The sequence below is a fragment of the Nostoc sp. LPT genome, assembly GCF_017115165.1.
GTDB lineage: Bacteria > Cyanobacteriota > Cyanobacteriia > Cyanobacteriales > Nostocaceae > Nostoc.
Window position 1 is genome coordinate 99775 of record NZ_JABXKF010000024.1, and the last position, 26118, is coordinate 125892.

At 40.1% G+C, this 26118-nt stretch carries 13 protein-coding genes; 9 read left to right on the plus strand and 4 right to left on the minus strand.

The window, feature by feature from the left end; translation table 11 throughout:
- The first annotated feature begins 1815 nt into the window (after positions 1-1815).
- The 6 genes from HWQ58_RS05170 to HWQ58_RS05195 all read left to right on the plus strand — a co-directional run bounded on the left by HWQ58_RS05170 (position 1816) and on the right by HWQ58_RS05195 (position 18875).
- Entirely contained in the window at positions 1816-7305 is a 5490-nt protein-coding gene (locus tag HWQ58_RS05170) for a type I polyketide synthase (protein WP_292858637.1), read from the plus strand.
- Positions 7306-7425: 120 nt separating this feature from the next.
- Positions 7426-9153 carry an SDR family NAD(P)-dependent oxidoreductase gene (locus HWQ58_RS05175; protein ID WP_292858640.1) on the plus strand — a complete coding sequence of 576 codons (1728 nt, stop codon included), beginning with the start codon at positions 7426-7428 and terminating at the stop codon, positions 9151-9153.
- Positions 9154-9300: 147 nt separating this feature from the next.
- Entirely contained in the window at positions 9301-14052 is a 4752-nt protein-coding gene (locus HWQ58_RS05180) for a PfaB family protein (protein ID WP_292858643.1), read from the plus strand.
- A gap of 135 nt (positions 14053-14187) precedes the next feature.
- Positions 14188-15861, plus strand: coding sequence for a PfaD family polyunsaturated fatty acid/polyketide biosynthesis protein (locus tag HWQ58_RS05185; RefSeq protein WP_292858646.1), 1674 nt, complete (start codon positions 14188-14190; stop codon positions 15859-15861).
- A gap of 1 nt (position 15862) precedes the next feature.
- Positions 15863-17377: a thioester reductase domain-containing protein gene (locus HWQ58_RS05190; RefSeq protein WP_292858649.1), complete on the plus strand. Its 1515-nt coding sequence runs from the start codon at positions 15863-15865 to the stop codon at positions 17375-17377.
- A gap of 694 nt (positions 17378-18071) precedes the next feature.
- Entirely contained in the window at positions 18072-18875 is an 804-nt protein-coding gene (locus tag HWQ58_RS05195; protein ID WP_292858651.1) for an SDR family oxidoreductase, read from the plus strand.
- Positions 18876-18944: 69 nt separating this feature from the next.
- On the opposite strand, the gene hetI is transcribed toward HWQ58_RS05195, so the two are convergent.
- Positions 18945-19664, minus strand: a complete 720-nt coding sequence (hetI, locus tag HWQ58_RS05200; RefSeq protein ID WP_292858654.1) for a 4'-phosphopantetheinyl transferase HetI — start codon at positions 19662-19664, stop codon at positions 18945-18947.
- 27 nt (positions 19665-19691) lie between these two features.
- Complete coding sequence (locus tag HWQ58_RS05205; RefSeq protein WP_292858657.1) at positions 19692-19910, minus strand: hypothetical protein; 219 nt, start codon at positions 19908-19910, stop codon at positions 19692-19694.
- A gap of 70 nt (positions 19911-19980) precedes the next feature.
- On the opposite strand from HWQ58_RS05205, the gene HWQ58_RS05210 reads away from it, so the two are divergent.
- Positions 19981-20946, plus strand: coding sequence for an acyltransferase (locus HWQ58_RS05210; protein WP_292858659.1), 966 nt, complete (start codon positions 19981-19983; stop codon positions 20944-20946).
- 181 nt (positions 20947-21127) lie between these two features.
- Here the strand turns inward: HWQ58_RS05210 and HWQ58_RS05215 are convergent, their stop codons facing one another.
- Positions 21128-22192, minus strand: a complete 1065-nt coding sequence (locus HWQ58_RS05215; RefSeq protein ID WP_292858662.1) for an alpha/beta fold hydrolase — start codon at positions 22190-22192, stop codon at positions 21128-21130.
- Positions 22193-22349: 157 nt separating this feature from the next.
- On the opposite strand from HWQ58_RS05215, the gene HWQ58_RS05220 reads away from it, so the two are divergent.
- Positions 22350-23093: a response regulator transcription factor gene (locus tag HWQ58_RS05220; protein WP_292858665.1), complete on the plus strand. Its 744-nt coding sequence runs from the start codon at positions 22350-22352 to the stop codon at positions 23091-23093.
- Positions 23094-23451: 358 nt separating this feature from the next.
- Here the strand turns inward: HWQ58_RS05220 and HWQ58_RS05225 are convergent, their stop codons facing one another.
- The gene (locus tag HWQ58_RS05225) at positions 23452-24294 is read right to left on the minus strand and encodes a methyltransferase domain-containing protein (RefSeq protein WP_292858668.1); all 843 of its coding nucleotides are present in this window, start codon (positions 24292-24294) and stop codon (positions 23452-23454) included.
- A gap of 349 nt (positions 24295-24643) precedes the next feature.
- Here HWQ58_RS05225 and HWQ58_RS05230 point away from each other — a divergent pair, with 349 nt between their 5' ends.
- Positions 24644-25981: a TrkH family potassium uptake protein gene (locus tag HWQ58_RS05230; RefSeq protein ID WP_292858671.1), complete on the plus strand. Its 1338-nt coding sequence runs from the start codon at positions 24644-24646 to the stop codon at positions 25979-25981.
- Positions 25982-26118 lie beyond the last annotated feature (137 nt).

Consider the following 26118-nt stretch of genomic DNA (forward strand, 5'->3'; position numbering starts at 1 on the left):
TTTATATGAATTGTTATACGCTTTTACCGCCCAAATTTACTATTGTGGCGTGAAAATTAATGGCGTGTTACTTCAAAGCTTCCTAAGTTATATCCTATTTTGTCATCTAATCCCGTAGCGTAAAATACAATAGCGCTAGTCAGAAAATTTAATTTTTAAGAAGAACGAAGCGCTAATAAAAATGAGATCAAAATCTGGATAAACTTGTTTTCAAGTATGGACTAAAAGTTGATTCTTGTCAACCAACTTAATTTGCATAAGTCTTGATTCTCTCACTAAAATATTTCATCACAGTAAGATTAGGTGCTGAAAAAATGTACGCGATCGCTAATCTCTTATCTAGCAATTGAATACCTACCTATAAATAGTTCGTGATTAAGCAGATTTGATATTACTAACAGATTATTACGATCGAGGTTGTGTAATATAAGACATTCTTATAGCGATTTTTAGTAGGGGTAATTGATGAATTGCCCTTACTTAAGCTATTAGCCCTGTAAGAAACTTGCAAAGCGGGTTAGTTGGTAGATGAGATGCAAAATCTGAGCTTTGTTTCGGTTTACTTTTTACTGAAGATTCATTTAACCCATATTATGTTTATCAAGCAACATATTAAAAATTAATATTTGCTTTATAAATAACCACTTTGTTTGTTAACTTGACTTATATTAAAAAATAACCAAAAACTTTGACTCAATTATGATGCTTCTCTGAGAAATAATACTTGTAATTATTGAATTTATCTATGTATTCATTGAATTGTTACTTACTAGACAACAGATTTGTAGTGTTAACCTAATCAAGAGAATATTTATGTTTAACCCGTAGATATCAAAATTTTTCACATATTTATCTAGTCATTAATTATACTTTTATGCTTAATTTTATTCAAAGTTTATATCAGTAAGAGTATATGGTTATTTATAAAATAACTTTAAAGGAATGATTTAGTTTCTGTAAAGTATGTTAGTGTTTTTATTAATTCAATGCTTTAAAGTGGTTAGACAAACTAGTTATTTAATTGATATTTTTAAATTAAAAATAACTAAAGATAACTGCGTTGTCATTACCTAGCGATCATTTAATTACTTTTTCAATTTGCATAAACTCGGATTAAAGGCGGTGTCTTTTCTGTAACGAACTTGTCAACTTTACTGGGTCAAATCCCATAAAATATATTATCCCGGACGTTGAAACTAGCTATGACATTAATTGAAACACAGAACATTGTTATTAACACCAGCTCTGTTGCTGTGTTTAGGCTAGATAATCAAACGGGTTCGGGTGAAAAAAACATTTCTGTTTCCTTAGCTACTCCTCAGTTTTCCTCGCTCCAGTAGGATACCATTGCTCAAAATCTCTACTATTACAAATGGATTGAATTCACTGGTTAAGCAGCTATTACACTCCAAGACTATTTTACCAGTTTTAACAACGTCATTGACCGTGCCGATTTTGGATTTTGATTTTTTTTGGTTCATCCTCCCCTTATTGTGGGTAAAACAAATCTAAAAGATGCTCGAAACTACGCCCGATTACTCACTAACGCAAATCTAAAATCCAAAATTGGTTCACCTATTGCCACAATATCAAGAGTCTAGCGTTGTATAACATTTTTTCGCGATCGCAGTGTGCCAAAATCGCCTATAAATCTAAGGCTTTGTCAGGGCAGTATGTGTCGTGTGGTGTCGATTTGGAAAAAAGCATTTAGCACAGATAGGATAGCTAGCTGCTTTACAAGATGAGAGATTTTCATTATTTAGTAGGCAACAGAAATTACTGTAGCTACACAATCCACAGTACTAACTATGCCCTATGTCTGCTTATTCAATTGATACTGCCTTAGCGGAGTTAGAGAGCCTTGTCAATAATTGTGAAAAGGCTGTAATGAGGTCTATAGAGGAAAAAAAAATGAAGTCAGATAAATCAGTGGCAATCAACAAAATTAACAGACAATTACAACACAATCCTATAGCGATTGTTGGGATGGCTTCTCTATTGCCAAAAGCCAGAAATTTGCGGGAATATTGGCAAAATATAGTAAACAAAATTGACTGTATTACTGATGTTCCTTCTACTCACTGGAGCGTCGAAGATTATTACGATCCGAATCCTAGAACTACTGAAGATAAAACCTACTGTAAAAGAGGCGGGTTTCTTCCAGAGGTAGATTTTAACCCGATGGAATTCGGCATACCGCCCAGCATTTTGGAAGTCACAGATGTATCGCAACTATTAAGTTTAGTAGTTGCGAAAGAAGCGATGGAAGATGCAGGCTATGGTGAACAACGTGAATTTAGCCGCGAGACTGTTGGCGTAATTTTAGGCGTGGCGATGGCCAAGCAATTAGGAATGCCACTTTCTGCGAGGTTGGAATATCCGATTTGGGAAAAAGCACTCAAAAGCAGTGGTTTATCTGACGAGGATACACAAAAAATCGTTGATAAAATCAAAAGCGCTTATGTGAAATGGGATGAGAACGCTTTCCCTGGAATGTTAGCTAACGTAGTCGCCGGACGAATTGCCAATCGCCTGAATTTTGGCGGGATGAATTGTGTAGTTGATGCCGCTTGCGCTAGTTCCTTCGGTGCTTTAAAAATGGCGATTAGTGAACTAGTTGAGCATCGTTCTGACATGATGCTGACTGGTGGTGTTGATACCGATAACACCATCATGGCTTACATCTCGTTTAGCAAAACACCGGCGGTTTCTCCCAGTGAGAATGTCAAACCTTTCGATGCTAAGTCGGATGGGATGATGCTGGGTGAAGGTATCGGGATGATTGTCCTCAAACGTTTAGAAGATGCTCAACGGGACAACGATAAAATATATGCTGTAATTAAAGGTATTGGTACTTCCAGCGATGGGCGTTACAAGAGCATTTATGCTCCCCGCAAAGAAGGTCAAGTCAAAGCTTTAGAACGTGCTTATGAAGATGCAGGCTTTTCTCCCGCTACCGTTGGCTTAATGGAAGCACATGGTACCGGTACAATGGCTGGAGATCCGACAGAGTTCGGTTCTTTAAAAGACTTCTTTGATGGACATGATGACAAAAAGCAGCACATCGCTTTGGGTAGTGTGAAATCACAAATCGGACACACAAAAGCGGCTGCGGGTGCGGCGAGTTTGATTAAAACTGCTTTGGCTTTACATCACAAAGTATTACCGCCCACAATTAATATCACCGAACCGAACCCCAAACTCAACATTAAAAATTCGGCCTTTTATTTGAATACCGAAACTAGACCTTGGATTCGTGCAGAAGGGGAAGCACCCAGACGCGCAGGTGTGAGTTCTTTTGGCTTTGGTGGAACCAACTATCACGTCGTTTTGGAAGAATATGAAGCCGACCAGAACCACGCTTACCGCTTACACAGTGGTGCTAGTGAAGTGCTGTTGTTTGCTCCTACAGTAGAGCAATTGTTGAGCAAATCTGAAGAGATTTTAGGTAAATTGCGATCGCCCGATGCAATTACACACTATGCACAATTAGTCAAGGATTGCAAATCGCCACAGATTCCCCTCTCTGCTGCCAGATTTGGGTTTGTCGCTGAGAATCTCGAAGAAGCTTGCAAGTTGCTGCAAACTAGCATTGACTGGCTGAAACTTAAAGGTTCAGCAGCATCTTGGGAACATCCCCAAGGGATTTATTACCGTTCCTCTGGTATGGAGTTGGGCGGAAAAGTTGTCTCTCTATTTTCTGGTCAAGGTTCGCAATACTTGGAGATGGGACGCGAACTAGTGATGAATTTTCCTTTGATGCGCCGTCTTCATGGTTATATGGATAGCCTGTTGCTCAAAGATAATTTGCAGCCGTTGTCAGAAATCGTTTTTCCTCATCCTGTGTTTGGAGAGGCAGAAAAAAATGTCCAAATTGCTGCCTTGCAACGCACAGAATACGCTCAACCAGCCATCGGGGTGTTGAGTGCAGGGATGTACAGCATATTGCAACAAGCTGGATTTAAGTCAGATTTTGTTGCCGGTCACAGCTTTGGTGAACTAACAGCGCTATGGGCTGCGGGGGTTTTGAGTACAGAAGATTACTTGTTCCTGGTGAAAGCTAGGGGTCAAGCAATGGCTGCACCCGAAGATCCGGATCATGATGCGGGTAGTATGCTGGCTGTCAAAGAAGACATCAGCAAAGTGGAAGCAGTAATCAGACATTTTCCGCAAGTTGCGATCGCTAATCAAAATTCTCCGACTCAATTTGTCTTGGCTGGGCCTACCGCAGAAATAGCAAGAGTCAGAGACGCTTTACACGAGAAAGGATATACGGCTGTATTGTTACCTGTATCAGCAGCGTTCCATACACCGCTAATCGCCTTTGCTCAGAAATCCTTTGCGATCGCTACTAAGTCTGTCAAGTTCCAAAGTCCCAAAATTCCTGTTTACAGCAACGTCACCAGTAAGCAGTATCCCAAAGAACCCCAAGGTATTCAAAAAATCCTGGAAACGCACCTTTCTAATTCAGTGCTGTTTAAACAGGAAATTGAAAATATTTATGCAGCGGGTGGTACTTGTTTTGTGGAATTTGGGCCGAGGAAAATTCTCAGCAACTTGGTGAAAGAAATCCTTGGCGATCGCCCTCATATTACCGTATCTTTGAACCCCAGCACTCAAAAGAATAGCGATCGCTCCTTACGAGAAGCAGTTGTGCAGTTGCGTGTGATTGGTTTGGCTTTGAATAACCTCGATCCTTACCAACTTCCCCAAACTATCCCCCCAATTGAGACGAAGAAGACATTAAATGTACGTTTAAACGGCATAAACTACAGATCCGAAAAAACGAAAAATGCCTTTGCTCTAGCTTTGCAGGATGGGCACAAAGTCACATTACCCACTCTTGAATATTCTGATGCGGCTCCTTTGTTTAGCAGCCCAGGTGTGACTCCACCTCTAGGAGTGATCGAGACTAACGGACATAAAAAATCCACCCCAGCAATGAACGGTGTGACTTCTAATATCATCAGCCAAACAGAGCAACAAATGAATCCTGTTACCCTGTCACAACCAGCCCAGGAATCTAAGATGCAACCAACACCAGAAAAACTTACAAATTACGAACAACTTTTAGCAAGTTTAGAATACCTCCTGACACAGTTCCAGGAAAATCAAGCCGAGAATTTACAAGTTCACGGTACTTATCTCAACCATCAAATGGAATACGCTAAAGCATTTTTCCAACTGATGCAGCAGCAGAATTCTTTGTTGAGTGAAAGTAAATCAACAGCCGAAACTGCCAAAATGAAGCTAGTTGTCATGGAAAGCTTAGAGCGCAGCATGATGCAGTTTCATTCCCAACAAGGTGAAACCCTACGCATCCATGAGCAATATCTCCAAGAGCAGCTGGAATATACCAAAAACTTTTTCCAACTCATACAGCAAGAGTATTCTCAAATCATCTCAGGTGATGGAGCGACTCAACTGGCAGAGAAACTCAGCAATGGGGTAAGCGATCATTTCATCCCATTCACCACAGAAACAACTGTTACTGATGCACCCGTACCCCCTACTACCAAGATAGTAGAAAGCCAGCCTTTGCCTGTAAATGAGCCAGTAGCTAAAAATGGCTCAACAGTTATTCAAGCACCTCTGCCTCCTGCTCCCCAGGTGGTACCTGTAGTTGAAACTCCTGTATCCCCGACTGCTAAGAAGGATGAAAATTCCTCTTCTTTGCTCCCTAATCTTTTCTCAACAGAGACAGTAGAGCTTGTAGCGGCATCACCAATTCCTCCAGTTGTAGAACCCCAAGCCGAGGTTGTAGTCAAAATTAGCTCACCTCCAGTCAATGAAGTTGTTGCATTCACCCCAGAACCAGCACCCACAACTGCTGCACCTGTATCTGGCGCAACCATCGATATTGTTGACTTGGATAAAAACCTCTTAGCCATCACCAGCGACAAAACGGGCTACCCAGTAGAGATGCTGGAAATGGATATGGATATGGAGGCGGATTTAGGGATTGACTCTATCAAACGGGTAGAAATTTTAGGGGCGCTACAAGAAATGTACCCCAACCTACCCAAGCCCAATTTAGAAGAACTAGCAGAAAAACGCACCATTGGTCAAGTTGTAGAGTATCTGCAATCCCACGCTTCCAAAAGTATTACTGTAGAAATTGCAGTTCACGAAGTACAACAAGCAACTGAGATTCTAGTAGAGACTGCACCCGTAGTTGAGGTAGTCACTTCACCTGAGACAAGCGTAGTTGAGGTAGTCACTTCACCAGAACCAAGCCTAGTTGTCGCATTCACCCCAGAACCAGAAGCCGTTACAAGTGATGAATTTGCAAACTTAGGTGAAACCCTGTTAGCCATCACTAGTGATAAGACCGGCTATCCAGTTGAGATGCTGGAATTGGAAATGGACATGGAAGCCGACTTAGGAATTGACTCCATCAAACGGGTAGAAATCTTAGGGGCGATGCAAGAAATGTACCCCAACTTACCTAAGCCCAATATCGAAGAACTCGGAGACCTCCGCACCATCGGTCAAATAGTTGATTACCTACAGCAGTTAGCTGGAGGCGAAAAAAAAAAATCTGAGCCTGAGTTTGTCCAACAACAGCCACCAGAATTAGAGCATAATATCCAGCGCCATCCTATCAAACTCAAAAGCCTACCACAGCCCGATTATTTGGATTTCACGTTACCAGAGGGACACATCGCTTTAATTACCGATGATGGTTCCCTCACCACTTATAAATTAACTGAATCCCTAATGGCCAAAGGCTGGAAAGTAGTAGTTATCAGCTTCCCCCAATCGCTGATCGCCCAACAAGCGCCCTTACCCACAGAAGTAACCCGCGTTACCTTAGCAAACTTGAGTGAAGAACATCTCCAACAACAATTGCAAGCGATCGCATCTCACTGTGGAGCGATTGGGGCCTTCATCCATCTCCATCCGATCTTTGTAGCCAATCACACCGGGACAATTCCCTATCACGAACAAGAAAAGGCGATCGTCAAGCACGTATTTTTGATGGCGAAACATCTTAAACCTTCCCTAAATGAAGCTGCGCGTCATGGACGTAGTTGTTTCTGCACAGTTGCTCACCTTGATGGAGCCTTCGGGTTAGAGTACAAAGTTAACTTCGGTGCGATCGGCGCTGGTTTGTTCGGATTAACCAAAACTCTGAGATGGGAATGGCCAAAAGTATTTACTCGTGCGATCGACTTAAGTCCCAGACTTGACGCTAAACAGTCAGTACAAAACATCATTGCCGAGCTTCACGACCCCAATCTTTATATTAGTGAAGTTGGCTACGGCTCACAAGGACGAGTCACTTTAATTGCTGAAGGTTAATCACTTCATCTCTTGTCTCTGCGCTCTCTGCGTCTCTGTGGTTCGTTAAAAAAAACCGCAGAGGCGCAGAGGACACGGAGGAAGAAAAAAACAAATTTATGCAGGTATTTACGAGGATTTATGACCCAAACAGCCCAGCTTAGTCCATCATCTGTCTTTGTCGTGAGCGGCGGTGCAAAAGGGATTACGGCTGAGTGTACTATCAGATTAGCCCAGCAGCAACCCTGCAAATTTATCCTTCTCGGTCGCTCCGAACTTTTAGAAATCGAGCCAGATTTTGCTCAAGATTGTGATGAATCAGCATTGAAAAAACGCATCATGGAAAATCTTCTTTCCCAAGGAGAAAAGCCCACACCCATGAGCGTGCAAAAGATATATAACAAAATTACCTCCAGCCGCGAAATTAAAAAGACTTTAGCAGCAATTCAAAAAACAGGAGCTAAAGCAGAATATATCAGCGTTGATGTCACAGATACGCAAGCTTTACAGGAAAAACTTGCCACTTCTGTACAACGTATGGGCCCAATTACAGGAATCATTCACGGAGCTGGGAATTTAGCCGATAAGTTAATTGAAAAAAAAACAGAACAAGATTTTGAAAAAGTTTACACTGCTAAAGTGCAAGGATTAGAAAATCTACTTACTTGCATTAACCCTAGTCAACTTCAGCATTTAGTTTTATTTTCTTCTGTAACAGGTTTTCATGGAAATATTGGGCAGTCTGATTATGCGATCGCTAATGAAATTCTCAATAAATCAGCCCATCTAATCAAGCAAAACTATCCCTCATGCCATGTAGTTGCGATTAATTGGGGAGCTTGGGATAGTGGTATGGTGACACCGGAATTAAAAAAAGTTTTTCAAGAGCGTGGAATTGAAGTAATTCCGATCGCAGCTGGGGCACAAATGCTCGTTCAAGAAATAAATAGCGCTACTGATGCAACTGCACAAGTTGTGATTGGTAGCACACTTGCTCCACTTGCTACAGAACTAGATTCTCAACTACGAACCCATCATATTCGTCGCCAAATCATACTAGCAGATAATCCCTTTTTGCTGGATCATACTATCGCTGGTTCTCCAGTTTTACCAGCAACTTGTGCAATGTCATGGATGATCAACGCCTGTGAACAACTTTATCCAGGTTACAGATTGTTTTATCACAAAAACTTTAAAATTTTGAAGGGAATTACTTTCAATGAATCTTTAGCAAAGGAACATATTTTAGAAATAGAAGAAATTTCCAAGGTGAGCTTTGAAAGCATCGAACTTAAAGCGAAAATCTGGAGTAAAAACGCAGAAGGAAAAATTCATTATCATTTTAGCGCTCAACTCAATCTCCGGCAAGAAATTCCTATTGGCCGCCCTTATGAATCAATTAATCTTGAACAGGATAACATCATCACTGCAACAGGAAAAGCTTTTTACCAAAATGGAGGAAGTACATTATTTCATGGCCCTGCTTTTCAAGAAGTCCAAAAAGTCTTAAACATTAGCCCTGAAAAAATCACTACAGAATGTTTTTGGCAAGAAATCAGCGACAAGCAACAAGGACAATTTCCAGTGCAATGGATCAATCCTTATACGATTGACTTGAGTATGCACGGGTTATGGATTTGGACACAGCACTTTTATCAAGAAGCTTGTTTACCTGGTAGGGTGGAAAAATATGAACAGTTTGTAGCTACACCACATAACAAACCTTTTTACGTTTCTTGTGAAGTGAAAGCGAAAACAGCAACTAGTGCGATCGCTGACTTTATCATACATGACCGTCAAGGACAAATATATTCGCGTATGCTCGGTGCCCACGCAATTATTTGGTCGATGAAATCACTCAGAAGCTAGTAATCTTCAACTTCTTCTCTCTGCGCCTCTTTTGTCTCATACGTGAGCTATTTCTTCAGCAACCGCCTTTTTAAAGTTTGGGGAACAGCGTAAATCCTGCGTTTTAAATATCTCTTGCCTAATACCCAAACCTTAAGGATATAACTAGTGGAAAAAATAGCGATCATCGGATTATCATGTCTATTTCCCGATGCTAAAAACCCCGAAGAATTCTGGCAGAATATTGTTAATCAAAAAGATTCGACATCCTCTGCAACAGTCGAAGAAATCGGAGTAGATCCGACAATCTTTCACAATCCAGTTAAAGGTACACCAGATAAAACCTATTCTCTCAAGGGAGGATACATCCGGAACTTTCAGTTTGACCCTGGTGAATACAATCTACCATCAGAATTTGTTGCTGGTTTAGATAATACCTTTAAATGGTCGTTGTATGCTGCTAAACAAGCAATTGTACATAGTGGTTATTGGGGGAATCAAACTGTTCTCTCTAAATGTGGTGTAATTTTAGGTAATCTTTCGCTTCCTACGAAATTATCTAATCAATTATTTTCTCCCCTTTACCAAAAAGCGATCGCACCTGCTGTCAGAGAACTTTTGCAGTATGAAGACTTTGATTTAGCTGTCTCAACTGCAACTAAAGCATCTTTGTACAATGCCATGATATCTGGCTTACCAGCATCTATAATTGCTCAAGCTCTATCTCTATCCCAGATTAATTTTTGTCTGGATGCTGCTTGTTCATCATCATTTTATGCTATTAAAGTAGCATCTCATTACTTATGGTCTGGGAAAGCTGACGCCATGTTAGCTGGAGCCATCAGTAGTGCAGATTCCCTATTTGTGCGGATGTTATTTTCCGGTGTTCAAGGGTATCCAGAAAACGACATCAGCCGCCCCTTAGATAAGTCATCAAGAGGGCTAATTCCCGCCGATGGTGTTGGGATGGTGATGCTGAAAAGATATTCTGATGCCATCAGAGATGGTGATAATATTCTCGCCACTATCTGCGGTAATGGACTTTCCAATGATGGCAAGGGTAAGCACTTACTCAGTCCTAATTCTAAAGGACAAATCCTAGCTTTTGAGCGAGCCTATAATGAGGCAAAAATTAATCCCAAAATTCTCGATTATTTAGAGTGTCATGTTACTGGTACATTACTGGGAGATACAACTGAAGTCAACTCTATAGAAACATTTTTTGGTGAAAATAATGATGCTGCACCTCTAGTAGGTTCAGTCAAGGCAAATACTGGCCATTTGCTAACTGCTGCTGGCATGGTTGGCTTGACTAAAGTGGTTTTGAGTATGTCTCATGGCGTAATTCCACCAACCATTAATATTACTGAACCTTTAACTTCCGAAAGTAGTACAATTTCCACTGACAAAATTGTTAGAACAGCTACGGCATGGCCCAATACTAATGCACCAATTAAACGGGCAGCCATCAGCGCTTTTGGATTTGGTGGTACTAATTCTCATCTGATTTTAGAACAAGGAACTACAACACAATCAGTTGATTCAATTGCACCTGTTCCACCTGTCAAAATTGCCATTGTCGGCATGGATGCCTTTTTCGGTAATTGCAATGGCTTGGATGCTTTTGAACGCAGTATTTATGATGGAACACAGCATTTTACTTCCCTACCGCCTCAAAGATGGCATGGTATAGAAAATCAAGAGAATGTCCTGAAAGAGTACGGTTTAACAGATGGAAAAGCACCAATAGGGGCATACATCAAAGATTTTGAAATCGATACTTTATCGTGCAAAATCCCACCGAATGAAATAGAGAAGTTAAACCCACAACAATTATTGCTCCTGAAAGTTAGCGATCGCGCCGTGAAAGATGCCAAACTACAGGAAGGCAGCAATGTGGCAGTGATTGTCGCCGCCGAGACAGAATTCTCTGTGCATCAGCTACAGCAAAGATGGAATCTATCTTGGCAAGTTAAGGATGGCTTACTCAACCAAGGAATATCTTTACCTGATGAACAGCTGGCGCAACTGGAAACCATTGTCAAAGATAGCATTCACCAACCAGTAGAAATCGGCGAATATGTGAGTCACATCGCCAACATTATGGCGAGTCGGATTTCTGCTTTGTGGAATTTCACTGGCCCTGCATTCACGATGACGGCTGGCGAAAATTCTGCCCTCAAGGCGTTGGAAGTTGCACAAATGCTACTCGCTACGGGAGAAGTTGATGCGGTGGTTGTTGGTGCAGTAGATTTAGCGGGTGGTGTGGAAAATGTCTTATTCCGCAGCCAATTTGCACCAATTAATACGGGTGTCAACACGTTAGGTTATGACCAACAAGCCAATGGCTGGACGGTTGGCGAAGGTGCGGGTGCTGTCGTCCTCAAGCGCTACGAAGCTGCTAAAGAAGACAATGAACGCATCTATGCAGTAATTGATGCCATGAGTTTCGCACAAGGTAATTCTACTTTGAGTAACGCTCTGGTAAAACCTGATGCCTCAGCTATCAATAATGTCTGCAAACAAGCTTTCCAGATGGCAGAGATTCAACCTACAGAGGTTAACTATGTGGAAGTGTTCGGTAGTGGCATTCCCCAGGAGGATGAAGCCGAAATCACAGGTTTACTCCAGGCTTATCCGAAAGTGGGCAATAGTCTGCACTGTGCATTGGGCAGCGTCAAAGCCAATATCGGACACACCTATACAGCATCGGGGATTGCTAGCTTAATCAAAACCGCTCTCTGTCTTTATTACAGGTATATTCCCGCCACACCCAAATGGTCTGGTGTCAAAACACCGCAAGTATGGGAAGGTAGTCCCTTCTATGTGGCAATGGAATCAAGACCTTGGTTTGTCGATAAAGGCGGCACACGCAGAATAGCAGCAATTAATAGCATGGGTATAGATGGCAGTTACGCCCATTTAATCTTATCGGAAGAACCCAGCCAAGAGGAGCGCGATAACAGATATTTGCAGCAAATGCCTTTTCATTTGTTTCCCATCGCAGTTAGCGATCGCTCCACTATACCCGATTTACTTAACAATCTCCAAAAATCCATTGAAGCTAGTTCTTCTTTATCAGCTACCGCCAGCGAAACATTCGCTACTTTTGAACAGCATTCTGATGCAAAATACGTCTTATCAATCACAGGACGTAACACAAAAGATTTACTCAAAGAAATTGAATCTGCCCGCAAAGGTGTAAACAATGCTTTTGAAAACGGCACAGATTGGCAAACACCTTTAGGAAGTTATTTCACCGCAAAACCATTGGGTAAAACTGGAGCAGTTGCTTATGTTTACCCCGCAGCAGTCAATTCTTATATTGGCATTGGTCGCAGTGTATTCCGTTTATTTCCTAAAGTTTTTGAGGACTTAAAAAGTAACAATCTCTACAACCGTGCTGCCGATGTGGAAAAATTAGTTTATCCCAGAAGCTTGCCTAAATTGACAACCAGGCAACTAGAAACTCTCGAAAAGCAATTGTTAGATGATTCCCTGGCAATGTTTGAAAGTGAAATTGCCTTTGCTAGATACATGACGGCAATTTTTCGAGATGATTTTCAAGTCAAGCCGCAATGTGTTTTTGGGTATAGTTTGGGTGAAACTAGTATGATGGTTGCCCAAGGAGTTTGGAGTGATTTTGAGGGCGGAAGTAACACCTTAAACTCATCACCTCTATTTGGGGATAAGTTATCTGGACCAAAAAATGCTGTGCGTGAATATTGGGGATTAACAGATTCACCAAACAACAATTTTTGGAATACCTATGTTCTCATGGCGACTCCATCCCAAGTTAAAGAATGTCTGAAACATGAGAATCATGTCTACTTAACTCAAATCAATACACCAGAAGAAGTATTAATTGCTGGTGATGATGCCGCCTGTAAGCGAGTAATTCAAACTTTAGGTTGTAATTCTTTCCCCGCTCCCTTCGACCATGTGATACATTGTGAAGCGATGCGATCGCAGTTCGAGGAAATCAAGAAGGTAAACACGTTACCATCGCAAACTCTTCCCGGTATTGTGTTTTATTCTGCCGCCGATTATCAACCAGTCGCACTTGAAAGTAATGCTATCGCTCACAATATCGCCAAAGGATTGTGCCAAGAACTTGATTTTCCGCAATTAGTTAATCGTGTCTACGGTGATGGTGTCAAAATATTTTTAGAAGCAGGCGCAGGTAATGTCTGTTCACGATGGATTGATAAAATTCTTGGCAATCAAGAACATATCACAGTCTCTCTAAATCGTAGAGGAATGGATGACCATGCTGCAATGGTCAAAGCATTAGCAAAACTACTCAGTCATCAAGTGAACGTGGATTTATCACCACTGTACAACAAAGCTCAAGGAACTGATAATCAAAATAAAGCAACATTGAGAACAGTTACCTTGGGTGGAAAAGCAATTGCTGCTACAATTTTGAGCAACGAAAATCGCAAACTTGTTGAAAATTTGGGTGAGGATCTTAAGTGCGATCGCTTCAAAAAACAGCATCTAAATATACCTAATTTCCAACAATCTGAAATCACATATTCTCTTAACACTTCCAACCAAATAACCCCAGAAGAAAGTTATTCTTCTAACATCTTGCCTCAGCCAGAAGAAGTAAAACCGAAAAATATCATTGATAACGGTTTTGAAACAAGAGAACAATTACAATCTTCTGAGTCAAGTGTAATTAAACAGCCAATTCTTCCTTCTTACCCACCTGTCATCACTCAAAAAATTAGTAGCATCATTAGTATGTTCGATTTAAATAAGACACAGTATCAAAAGCTCAATGCTAATAATTCAAAGATAACTAAAGCGCATACTGCCTTTTTACAAGCTAGACAAGATTACAGTCAGCAAATGAATGAAATCATTCAATTGCAACTAGCTTGCGCCCAAAACTTGCTTAACGACGAATCCTGACATAAGTCTACATACTTTAACCATCAATGACCTTTGGGAAGGGGAAAGGTTAACTGGTAAAAGGTAAACATTTCTTCCCCATTCCCTATTCACCACTCCCCTTTTTTAGTAATCATAATCCGAGGGATAACTGCTGTGACAACCGTAGATACGGTACTAAGTAAACACGATAATGGCCTTAATTTCTCCGCCTGGTCTTATAACAAAAACCAGGTTTGGAAAGGTTCTTTAGAAACTGTATCTTTTGAGAAACAAACCATCAAAGATAAATTGATGGTGTTAAATAAACCCTGCTACATCGTGAAAGTTGCCGGAAAAATCGGTGTCACGAATGAGGGGTATTTATCCCCTGGTGATAATGGCACAACAGCACAAGTAGAACTGCTAACATTTGCAGCCCCAATCCGCATTCAACAGTTTGGAGATCCGAATTTTCTCTCCTTTCATGGAGTAAAATATGCCTACGTGACCGGCGCAATGGCTGGCGGGATTGCTTCTGAAGAAATGGTCATTGCACTCGGAAAAGAGCAAATTTTGAGTTCCTTTGGTGCAGGTGGTTTAACTCTAGAACGTTTAGAAGCAGCCATAAATCGCATTCAACAAGCTTTACCTCAAGGCCCTTATGCATTTAATTTAATTCACAGCCCTAATGAACCTGCGATTGAACGCCGGACTGTGGATTTATATCTCAAATATCAAGTGAGAACAGTAGAAGCATCTGCATTTCTCGACTTGACCCCCAACATTGTTTATTACCGTGTTGCTGGATTGGGTTTGAATAATGCCAATCAAATTGAAATCAAAAATAAAGTCATTGCCAAAATTTCTCGCCGAGAAGTTGCTACTAAATTTCTGCAACCAGCACCAGCGAGAATACTCAAAGAACTTCTGGAACAAGGATTAATTACTGAGTTACAAGCAACCCTTGCAGCTAAAGTTCCAATGGCTGATGATATTACCGTCGAGGCTGATTCTGGGGGTCATACAGATAATCGTCCCCTGGTTTGTGTGTTACCTTCTATTATTGCTTTGCGCGATGAAATTCAAGCACAATATCATTATCAAACACCCATTAGAATCGGAGTTGCAGGGGGAATTGGTACACCACAATCAGCATTAGCAGCCTTTATGATGGGTGCTGCTTATATAATGACTGGTTCCATTAATCAATCATGCATTGAATCTGGGGCTTGTGAACATACCAAAAAGTTATTAGCTCAAGCAGAAATGGCTGATATGATTATGGCCCCAGCAGCAGATATGTTTGAAATGGGAGTTAAATTACAAGTTCTCAAACGGGGTACAATGTTCCCCATGCGAGCGCAGAAGTTATTTGAACTCTATCGCGCTTATGATTCCATTGAAGAAATTCCTTTAGCAGAAAGAGAGAAATTAGAAAAACAAGTTTTCCGCAAAACTATTGCACAAGTGTGGGAAGGAACTGCTGCTTATTTGTCCCAAAAGAATCCTGAGAAACTTGGGAAAGCAGTTAATAATCCTAAACTGAAAATGGCGTTGATTTTTCGCTGGTATCTAGGATTATCTTCTCGCTGGTCTAGTTCTGGTGAAAAAGGTAGAGAAGTCGATTATCAAATTTGGTGTGGCCCGGCAATGGGCGGTTTCAATGACTGGGTACGCGGTTCTTACCTTTCTGAACCAAATAATCGTGGTGTAGTTGATGTTGCTAATCAAATTATGACTGGTGCAGCCTTTTTGTATCGTGTCCAAAATTTGAAAATTCAAGGACTGCAAACTTCCGATTATTACAGTCAGTATCACCCTGTTCGTTCTACATTAGTGGAGGTTTAAAATGGCTATAAAACAGTCTTTTACAGCAGAGGATATTCAAATATTTTTGATATCTAACTTAGCTAATTTGCTAGGAGTCGCAACTGATGAAATAGATGTCAAAGAACATTTAGAAAACTATGGTTTGGATTCAGCCCAAGCAATGATTCTAGTAAGTAAATTAGAAAAGTTACTAGGATTTCAACCGTCTCCATTGCTCCTGTGGCATTACCCAAATATTGAAGCTCTTTCACAGCGTTTAGCTGAGGAAGTGCAAGAAGGTTCACCAGTTCAAGATAGAGGGGTGACAGCTTCTAATGCCAATGCTGCACCCTCTGTTCTAGATTTAAGTGCCGAGGCTGTTCTTGACCCTACCATCCATCCCGGCGCTGCATCTAATGTGCTTGTGGGTGAACCCAAGAACATTTTTTTAACTGGAGGAACAGGCTTTTTAGGAGCTTTTATCATCCGGGAATTGCTACAAGAAACCAATGCCGATATCTATTGTTTAGTGCGTGCTGCCAATACTGAAGAAGGCAAAAGCAAACTCCAAAATAATCTGCAACAGTATGCAATTTGGCAGGAGGAATTTAACTCCAGAATTATTCCTATTGTTGGCGATTTATCTCTGCCATTATTAGGTGTCGGCTCTGAACAGTTTCAAATTTTAGCTGCCAATATTGATACTATCTATCATAGTGGTGCTTTGTTGAATTATGTTTTTCCCTACTCAGCACTGAAGGCAGCCAATGTTTTAGGCACTCAAGAAGTTTTGAGATTGGCATGTCAAATTAAAGTCAAGCCTGTACATTATGTTTCTAGTGTGGCTGTTTTTGAATCCACTGCCTATGCTGGTAAGGTTGTCAAAGAACAAGATGAATTCAATCATTGGGAAGGTATTTATCTTGGTTACTCACAAACTAAATGGGTAGCTGAAAAGTTAGTCAAAATTGCTCGTGACCGTGGACTTCCTGTAACTATCCATAGACCACCACTGATTTCCGGTGATAGTAAAACAGGTATTTGTAACACACATGACTTTATCAATCTGATGACCAAGGGTTGTCTACAAATGGGAAGTTTCCCTGATGTAGATTATATGTTGGATATGTCCCCTGTAGACTATGTAAGTAAAGCAATTGTTTATCTATCACGTCAAAAAGAATCCATAGGTAAAGCTTTCAATTTACAACATCCGCAACCTGCTGCTTTGAAAATGTTAGTTGAGTGGATACGCTCATTTGGTTATTCAGTTGAGATGATTCCCTATGAAAAATGGCAAGCAGAGTTAATCAATAATGTGTCTTCTGTGGACAATCCTTTATACACTCTGCGACCATTTTTACTAGAACGCTGGTCTGATGAACAACTGACTATTCCTGATTTGTACTTGCAAGCTAGAAGACCTCATATTAGCTGCCAAGATACTCTAAATGCACTAGCAGGTAGTTCTATTGTTTGTCCCCCAATTAACTCTCAATTGTTTATGACTTACACCGCGTACTTGATTCAAAGTGGCTTCTTAAATATCGCTTAGAAACTCAAAAATTGCGTAGAATGTGTTAGGAACTTAACGCACCGTCCCAGATATTTTCGGTGCGTTACAGAAGCTGTAACACAACGCCAGTTGCGACAAGGGATAACGCAGCGTTAGCAAGTCAGACGTTCCTACGGACGCTCGATTACTCGCTACCGCTTCGCTAATGGTAACGCTACGCTATCGAGTGTGAGGAACCTTCACAACGCACTGGCTCCACTACAAAATAATTTTATTTAGTCCATTGTTTTAAACTCAGTACTACTGAATAGCCAATTTTTCAGATGCCAGCAACAACTTATAGACTAACAGCGGCAATATAATTGCCCTGTTTTTTTATGCCCAATAATGTAAATTTTTAGAATTCAACTCTTGACAGAAGCAATTGAGGATAGAATGGTTAGTATCGGGCATAAAAGTTTTATTTTACCTGCTGGCTTTTGTGAGTAATCAAAAGCCAGACGCTAGTAGTTTGAAATAACTGAACTTCTTTAATGCCCAACTTATTCGATGCATAAATCCTAAATTTGCGTTCGGATTGCTACATCTATCCAAGGCATCACACAAGCATTTGAAAGGGTAATAACTCAAGACATTTCTCGTCAGTTGAGATATTACGCATACTTAATTGTAGAACGAGAACGACTGTAAATGCAACGCAGCTTCATCAAATTGAATTCATCAACATTCTTACATGAACACAACACATCAAGGACAGAGCAAACAAACTGCTCTTATTACTGGGTCAGCTGGTGGAATTGGCTACCAATTAGCGTGTATTTTTGCTGCTCATGATTATAATCTGGTCTTAGTAGACAGAAATGGGCCAAAGCTAGTAGAAATTGCTGTTAAATTCCAAGAAGAATTTGGAATTTTTGTCAAACCTATTGTTAAGGATTTATCTATATCGACGGCTCCTGAAGAAATTTTTACAGAGTTGCAAAAAGCCGATATAAATGTTGATGTCCTGGTAAATAATGCCGGATTTGGGATTTATGGATTATTTCACCAAACAGACCTAGCTACTGAGCTGGAAATGCTACAGGTAAATTTGGTGTGCCTCACCCATTTAACTAAGCTATTCGTGAAGGGCATGGTAAAGCAAGGTGAGGGTAAAATATTAAACGTTGCCTCAGCCGCTGCTTTTCAACCAGGACCTTTGATGGCAGTTTATTTTGCGACTAAAGCTTATATCTTATCTTTTTCAGAAGCGATCGCTAATGAATTAGAAGGTACAGGTGTCACTGTGACAGTTCTTTGCCCAGGCTCAACTGCATCTGCCTTTCATGAAAGAACCGGAATGGCTGACTCTAAGTTGCTCAAGGGTAAGAGGATGATGGATGCACAAACAGTAGCCGAAATTGGTTTTCACGCCTTAATGAAGGGCAAAACCATTGCGATTCCTGGCTTTATGAATAAATTACTTGCAAAAAGTGTCAGATTTGTACCCAGAAAGCTGGTGACAAAAATTGTACGAAATATGCAGGAAGATAAGTAAGCTGGTTGTCATTTGTCATTTGTCCACAAAATGTCTCTTGTTTCACCCAGGAGATGACCTTAATCAACATTAATATTGCCAGCATTTTAAGTTCCAGCCAAAATTCTCTACAGCAATAGCAGCAACATAATTGTTAGCAGGTACTAATTCAAAAAGACTCCAGTCTTCAGTTATCTGTAACTTGGCTGGTTCTGTGAGAGTCAGCGATACTTCAACTTGCTCTAACTGGGATAGTCCGTCTCCAGTTGCCTTTAAATAAGCTTCCTTACAAGTCCAGTAACGGAAAAATACTTCTTGCTGTTGGTTGGGAGATAGCGATCGCAACATCTCATATTCTCTCGGTAAAAAGAACCTTTTGGCAAGAGCTTCCAAATCAGACATCGGGCGAATATATTCTAGGTCTACACCAATTGGGCGGGTACAATTCACCGCACACAAACCCAACCCTTGGGAATGAGACAAGTTAAACGCCAGTCCACTATCGGCAAATGTATCTGCTAATACTGGTTTGCCACGGTGTTGATAATTAAACTGCACTTGTAACGGCTGGATATCCAAATAGCGACCTAATATAGTTCGCAAAATACCACGACCAGCAATGAAACGCTGCCGATGTTCCTGAAAATAGAACCGTTCAGCACGAGCTGTTTCGTCACTGGAAAGAATTGCTGCTAAATTTTGCAGTTGTGTTTCTGGTTGCTCAAGGTCTATGCGCCAGATATGAATCTCATCCGGTAGCAAAGTTAAATTTGTTGGTGTAGGTAGCCAGAGATGATGAATAGCAGTCATAATAATTCGTAGTTTATAATTCGTAGTTCATAATTTATAATTAAATTTAAAATTTGGTTTGAGATTAACTTTGATTAGGTTTTTATTGGTGTTTACATTATAATTCGGAATTTTTGTATGTAATTCTTTTTCCTCATATAGTGCATCACTTTGAGTTAATAATTGTTTAAAATCTTTATCCTCACGCCAGATCAAAAACTTGCTGGATTTTGGATATTTTTCCATGTATTTAAATAATTTACTCATGTTCTAAAAACAATTTATTACTTAATTATACTAAAATAACACTAGGTAATTTTATTTTTAGAGATGTCTAATGGGAATCTATCGTTTTTTGTTATCAATCTTTGTTGCTATAAGTCATGCAGGAGTACTTATAAACAGCTTAAACCCTGGAGTGATAGCAGTAATATCATTCTTACTTATAAGTGGATATGTAATGACAGCCTTGATATCTAAAAATTATTTGGATATTAAAAAAATTGTTTGGTTCTATCTCGATAGAATTTTGAGAATTTATCCACAGTATTTATTTAACATAATAGCAGTTTTAATTATTTATTCTATCTTTGGATTAAACTCACCTTTTCTTAGTAAACCTACAGAAATTGGATTATTACAAAATCTTTTGATAATACCTATGGGATTTTATATGACTCCTTGGGTAGGAGACAAATTTATGATTATTCCACCTGCATGGTCGCTGGGTCTGGAAGGATGTTTTTATATCTTAATTCCATTTTTATTAATATATAAATTACAAAAAGTATTTTTTTTGTTATCATATATAATTTTCTTGATGGCTTATTTAGGAATTATTAACACAGATTATTTTGGTTATAGATTAATATTTGGAACAATATTTATATTTCTTTGTGGTAGTTTTTTACACAAGAATAACAATATTACTACAAATCAGCCAGTAAAGTATACATTAATTTTTTCATGTTTATTATTGGCAGCAACTTTTTTATTTCCTCGTTTGATATTGCCCTACAATCGAGAAGTATTAATAGGATTAATATTAGGAATTATAATTATACCTTTATTAATAAAAATCAAAAAAACATATTTAGATGAGTTATTAGGAAATCTATCTTACGGATTATTTTTATCTCATTATTTGGTTGTTTTTGAGTTTGAGAAACTAGGGATACACTGGAACTTAAAATGTATTTTGATAATGCTACTATTTTCTACATTTCTTTCAGCAATAGGTTTTTTCTGTTTTGAAAGCCCACTAATTGCTTGGCGTAAAAAAATTAGAAATAAACATAATTAAAAGATGTTGATAGACAGAATAACTAACAATTTGTATTATATAGTAATCCAATTTGATTCTGACTTTTCACGGTATCTGGAAAAGCTCTCTCTGAAAGTTATAATCTTAATTATTACCTTTTCTATGAAAAATTAGTAATTATGGACTGGCGACAATACATTCATTCTGAAACCAAAATAAATTACGAATTACGCTGTTGCTCCAACCATTGTAAAACCCGATTCCATGCCCACCAAGGGTCAGGGTCTTGTAATTGGCGCTGGCAATTTTTGCTACTCATATAGCCAACATGACCGCCGTAACGGGTGAGCAACAAATCTATTACGGGATTGCGATCGCAGGCATCTTGCAATTCAGGTATGATGGCTGGGTCAAAAAGTGGGTCATCGGCAGCGTAGATAATCAAAGTCGGTTTTGATATTTGCGGCAATATTTGTAGAGCGCTGCTAGCTTGGTAATATGCTTCCACAGAAGGAAAACCTAATCGGTTAATTACCAGTTCATTATCAAAACCCCAGATACTATTTGCCCGTTCAATCGCTGCTGGGTCAATGCTTCCAGGATGGGCATCATGTATTCGCCATGCCAGTTTTTTTAAATTCCGGGCAATCTGGGTTTCCAAATATCTGCCGAAGGGCTTTGTGACTAGATAAGATAGCGATCGCTCAGAATCCAAACTGGGACAAATCACCATACCACCGCCAATGTCGCTATCTTCTAGTCCTAAATCCTCATGCTCTCTAATCACTTCACTAGCGACTTTCAGCGCCCATAGCACCAACTGCCCTCCTAAAGAAAATGCTGTAAACCAAAATTTTCCTGGACATCCCATTGCCTTAGCAGCGGCGGCGATGCGAATAAAATCTTCTCCCTCATACAGACCATCGGAAGTCAGAGTTGGAGACAAGTCGGCGGTTTTACCGTGGGCACGCCAATCAAATAACACTACAGCGTAGCCTTGAGCGTAGGCTTTACGTCCTAGCACTCGCAAAGACCATTCTGTCTTTAACTCTCCAGTAATACCATAAGTAGCAATAATTGTGCTATGAGCATTTTCAGGAATGGCAACCAAGCCAAAAATTGGCACACCTTGCCCACCTATAAAGATTTTTTCCTGATAAGACGGTTCTGGGTTTTGATTAGTACTTTCCCAGTAACGGCTTCCCCACAAAGCGGTGTGTACAGTCATAATTACACCGTTTTGTAAAAACCAAGACGGATTGTAGGCAGGAGTATAACACATCATAGACTATAAGATTTCGTTTAGTTGAGTCTTGATTTCACAGTCATTTAATCTTAATATTTATGTAAGATTTAAAATCTTTTTTAGAATCGATTTAAAAATCTTTGTATCTATCAAAGGTTGTTAATTATCCTTAATAAGTAGTAATAATTTTTTAAGAATGCCGAGGATTCTTGTCATAGACGATGACCCAGCGATTTCAGAACTAGTTGCCGTCAACTTGGAAATGGCTGGCTACGATGTTAGTCAAGCTGAAGACGGCATCAAAGGTCAAGCACTGGCTCTCCAGCTACAACCAGACTTGATCATGCTCGATTTGATGTTGCCCAGGGTAGATGGGTTTACCGTTTGCCAACGCCTGCGCCGAGACGATCGCACCTCTGAGATTCCCGTGTTAATGTTGACAGCTTTGAGCCAAACTCAGGACAAGGTGGAAGGCTTCAATGCTGGCGCAGATGACTACCTCACCAAACCTTTTGAAGTTGAAGAACTGCTGGCGCGGGTGCGGGCACTTTTGCGGCGTACTGACCGGATTCCCCAAGCCGCAAAGCATAGTGAGATTCTCAACTATGGCTCACTCACCCTGGTTCCCGAAAGATTTGAGGCGATATGGTTCAACGAGACGGTGAAATTGACTCACTTGGAATTTGAGCTACTTCACTGCTTATTGCAACGCCACGGTCAAACGGTTTCTCCTAGCGAAATCCTCAGAGAAGTTTGGGGCTATGATCCTGATGATGACATAGAAACGATTCGAGTCCATATTCGCCACTTGCGAACCAAGCTAGAACCAGATCCTCGCCATCCCCGCTATATCAAGACAGTGTATGGTGCTGGATACTGTCTTGAATTACCCGCTATACCTCCATCAAACGAAGGAGCTTCGATAACAGTCGTTGAATAAAATCACGCTAAATTCCTTTATCTAAGCTATCACTTAGGCAAGAACTCTCTGTATAGCAAAGTGCTGAGTGCTGAGTGCTGAGTGCTGAGTGCTGAGTGCTGAGTGCTGAGTGCTGAGTAAAAACCCAGTTTTATCAAGGCTTTGAGCGATAAACACTTTCCTAACATTAGTGACTACGGCTGTAACTCTTATTCCTTACTGCTTAGTTAAGGTATTGATGAGATTTACTAGTATGTAGAGATGTTGCAATACAACGTCTCTACAAGTACATCCGTGTCATTAGCCGTCATTGAATTTCTTAAATTGTAGTGCGATCGCGCTGTAATAAAACAGCGCAGTCTTTTCCCAAAGAACGTTTCTACTTATTCCCGCACAATAAACCAAACCGAACTAACCCGCGCTCATAACCGCGACGCATCAACCCCAGTGATAACGCCCCTTGAATGGTAGTCCAACCGGCATTGAGTAAGCCCCAAAGCGCTTGAGGAGTGAACGCCGAATCAATGACTACATTCCAAAAGGGGGCGACGGCGGTTGACCAATCGGCGGTGCAAATATTGTTTAATGGAAGTTGACGGGCGATCGCTTTATACTCTGGTAAAGAAATTACATAAGGCAAACAATACACCCGATAAATATCCTGCAAATGCTTTTCCTCATCTGCCGTCAGTGGTAAATTATCAGTCGCTCGATGACACCAAGTCACCATAATTAACTTGCCGCCAGGTTTCAATACCCGATAACATTCTTGGAGAAACTTAGTTTTATCTGGCATGTGTTCGCCACTTTCCAGCGACCAAACCAAATCAAAAGAATTATCAGCAAAGGGCATTGCTTGAGCATTGGCAACCTGAAACTGAGTTCTCAGACTCAAATTCGCTTCCGTTGCGCGTTCCGATGCTCTGGCAACTTGCACAGGACTTAAAGTAATTCCTGTAGCTTTAGCATTAAACTTTTCTGCCAGATATAAAGAACTGCCACCAATACCACAACCCACATCGAGGATATTTTCTGCTGCTTGTACCCCCGCCCAATTGAGCAATTCCTCAATTAAATCAATTTGCGCTTGCCGACGGTCTTTTTTTTCACTACCAGCAGCCCCGTAGTAGCCGTGGTGCATGTGTTCTCCCCAAATCTGTTCCCACAGACCAGAAGAAGCATCGTAGAACTGCTGAATTTGCTGGTAAAGTGTTGCACTCATGAAAAAAGTAGTATTGAGACGAAGTAGAATTCAAAAAAAACATATTGGTAGGCTACCATGTATGTTTTTAATTAAATAAGGGTATTTTTACTTCCAGGAAGGTAAACCGAGAGGGAGCATCTAGTTTTGGCAGATGGACTTTTTTAGACAACCTATATAGTGCAAGGTTGTTTCATTCTCCAAAGAGCTTTAAAAATCAAGGGTTCTAGTAATGAAAAATTGATTATTTTGTTGCCAGCGTGCCGATAAAATGAACTATTTTTCTGATTTTTAAGTGCTTAAAAGTTCATTCCATTGTCGCCCTTACTGACAATTTTCTCGCTAACTATCTTGACATTTTGAATTAATTATGACTGTCGCTCGCACAATTTGTTTGGGATTTCTGACTGTCATTGCTGTTGGTACTATCCTGTTGATGATGCCTTTCTCAACTAGCTCTGGTACATGGAATAACCTGATTGTGGCACTATTTACCTCGACATCCGCAGTTTGTGTCACCGGTTTATCAGTAGTCGATCCTGGTACTTATTTTTCCTTTTGGGGTCAGTTATTTATTGCACTTTTAGCTCAAATTGGCGGGTTGGGCTACATGACAACCACCACATTTCTGATTTTGCTCATTGGCCGTAAGTTTGATATGCGGCAAAAAATTGCCATTCAACAAGCTTTAGACCGACCAGGGATGAGTGGTAGCTCCCAAGTTATCCGTTCAATTATTGCCACGACTTTAATTTTTGAAATTACTGGAGTCTTCTTACTTTTACTAGCTTTTGTTCCAGAGTATGGGTGGAATCAAGGACTGTGGCTAGCAATTTTTCATAGTATCAATGCTTGGAATAATGCTGGTTTTAGTTTATTTAAAGATAACTTAATCGGTTATCAGTCATCCTTCTTAGTAGTTTTCACCATCACTATGTTAATTATCTTTGGAGGAATTGGCTATCAGGTAATTTTAGAAATGTATCTTTGGTTGCGCGATCGCATTTTCCAAAAATCTCTTAAAAAGCAATTGTTATCACTTGATTTTAAAGTTGCAACCAGCACAACCATTATATTATTAGCAATCGGGACAATAGCGTTTTTCTGTATAGAAATTAGAAACGCTGAAACATTTGGTTCTCTAAATTTACGTGACCAGATATTAGTAGCTTGGTTTCAATCAGTTACTCCCAGAACTGCTGGTTTTAACACCATCGATATTAGCAAAATGACCACTGCTGGTCTATTTATTACAATTGCGCTAATGTTTATTGGTGCAAGTCCCGGTGGTACGGGAGGAGGCATGAAAACAACGACCTTGAGAGTTTTGACCAGTTGCACTCAAGCAATTCTCCAGGAAAAAGAAGAAGTTTTATTGTACGATCGCAAAATAGCAATAACTTTAATTTTGAAAGCTGTAGGTGTGTTGGTGGGTTCGGTAGCGACTGTGATTTTAGTCACCATTTTAATTAGCCTCACAGATCCAACATTAGATTTTATTCAAATTTTGTTTGAAGTAGTATCAGCCTTCGCCACGGTAGGGCTTTCTACAGGCATTACAGGAAGTATCTCTACAGCAGCAAAGCTGCTCTTAATTGTCACTATGTACGTTGGAAGAGTAGGTATTTTACTGCTGATGTCTGCTGTACTAGGAGACCCCCGCCCTAGCAGAATTCACTATCCTGAAGAAAATTTACTAGTGGGATAGTTAGGAAGAAGGAGTAGCGAGTAGAGAGTGTGAGGAGAATAATTATTGACAACTGACTAATGACCAATGACGAATGACTAAACTGATAAAATATACATTTGAAGGCAAAAATAAAATTTTTAATTCAAGCGGTATAA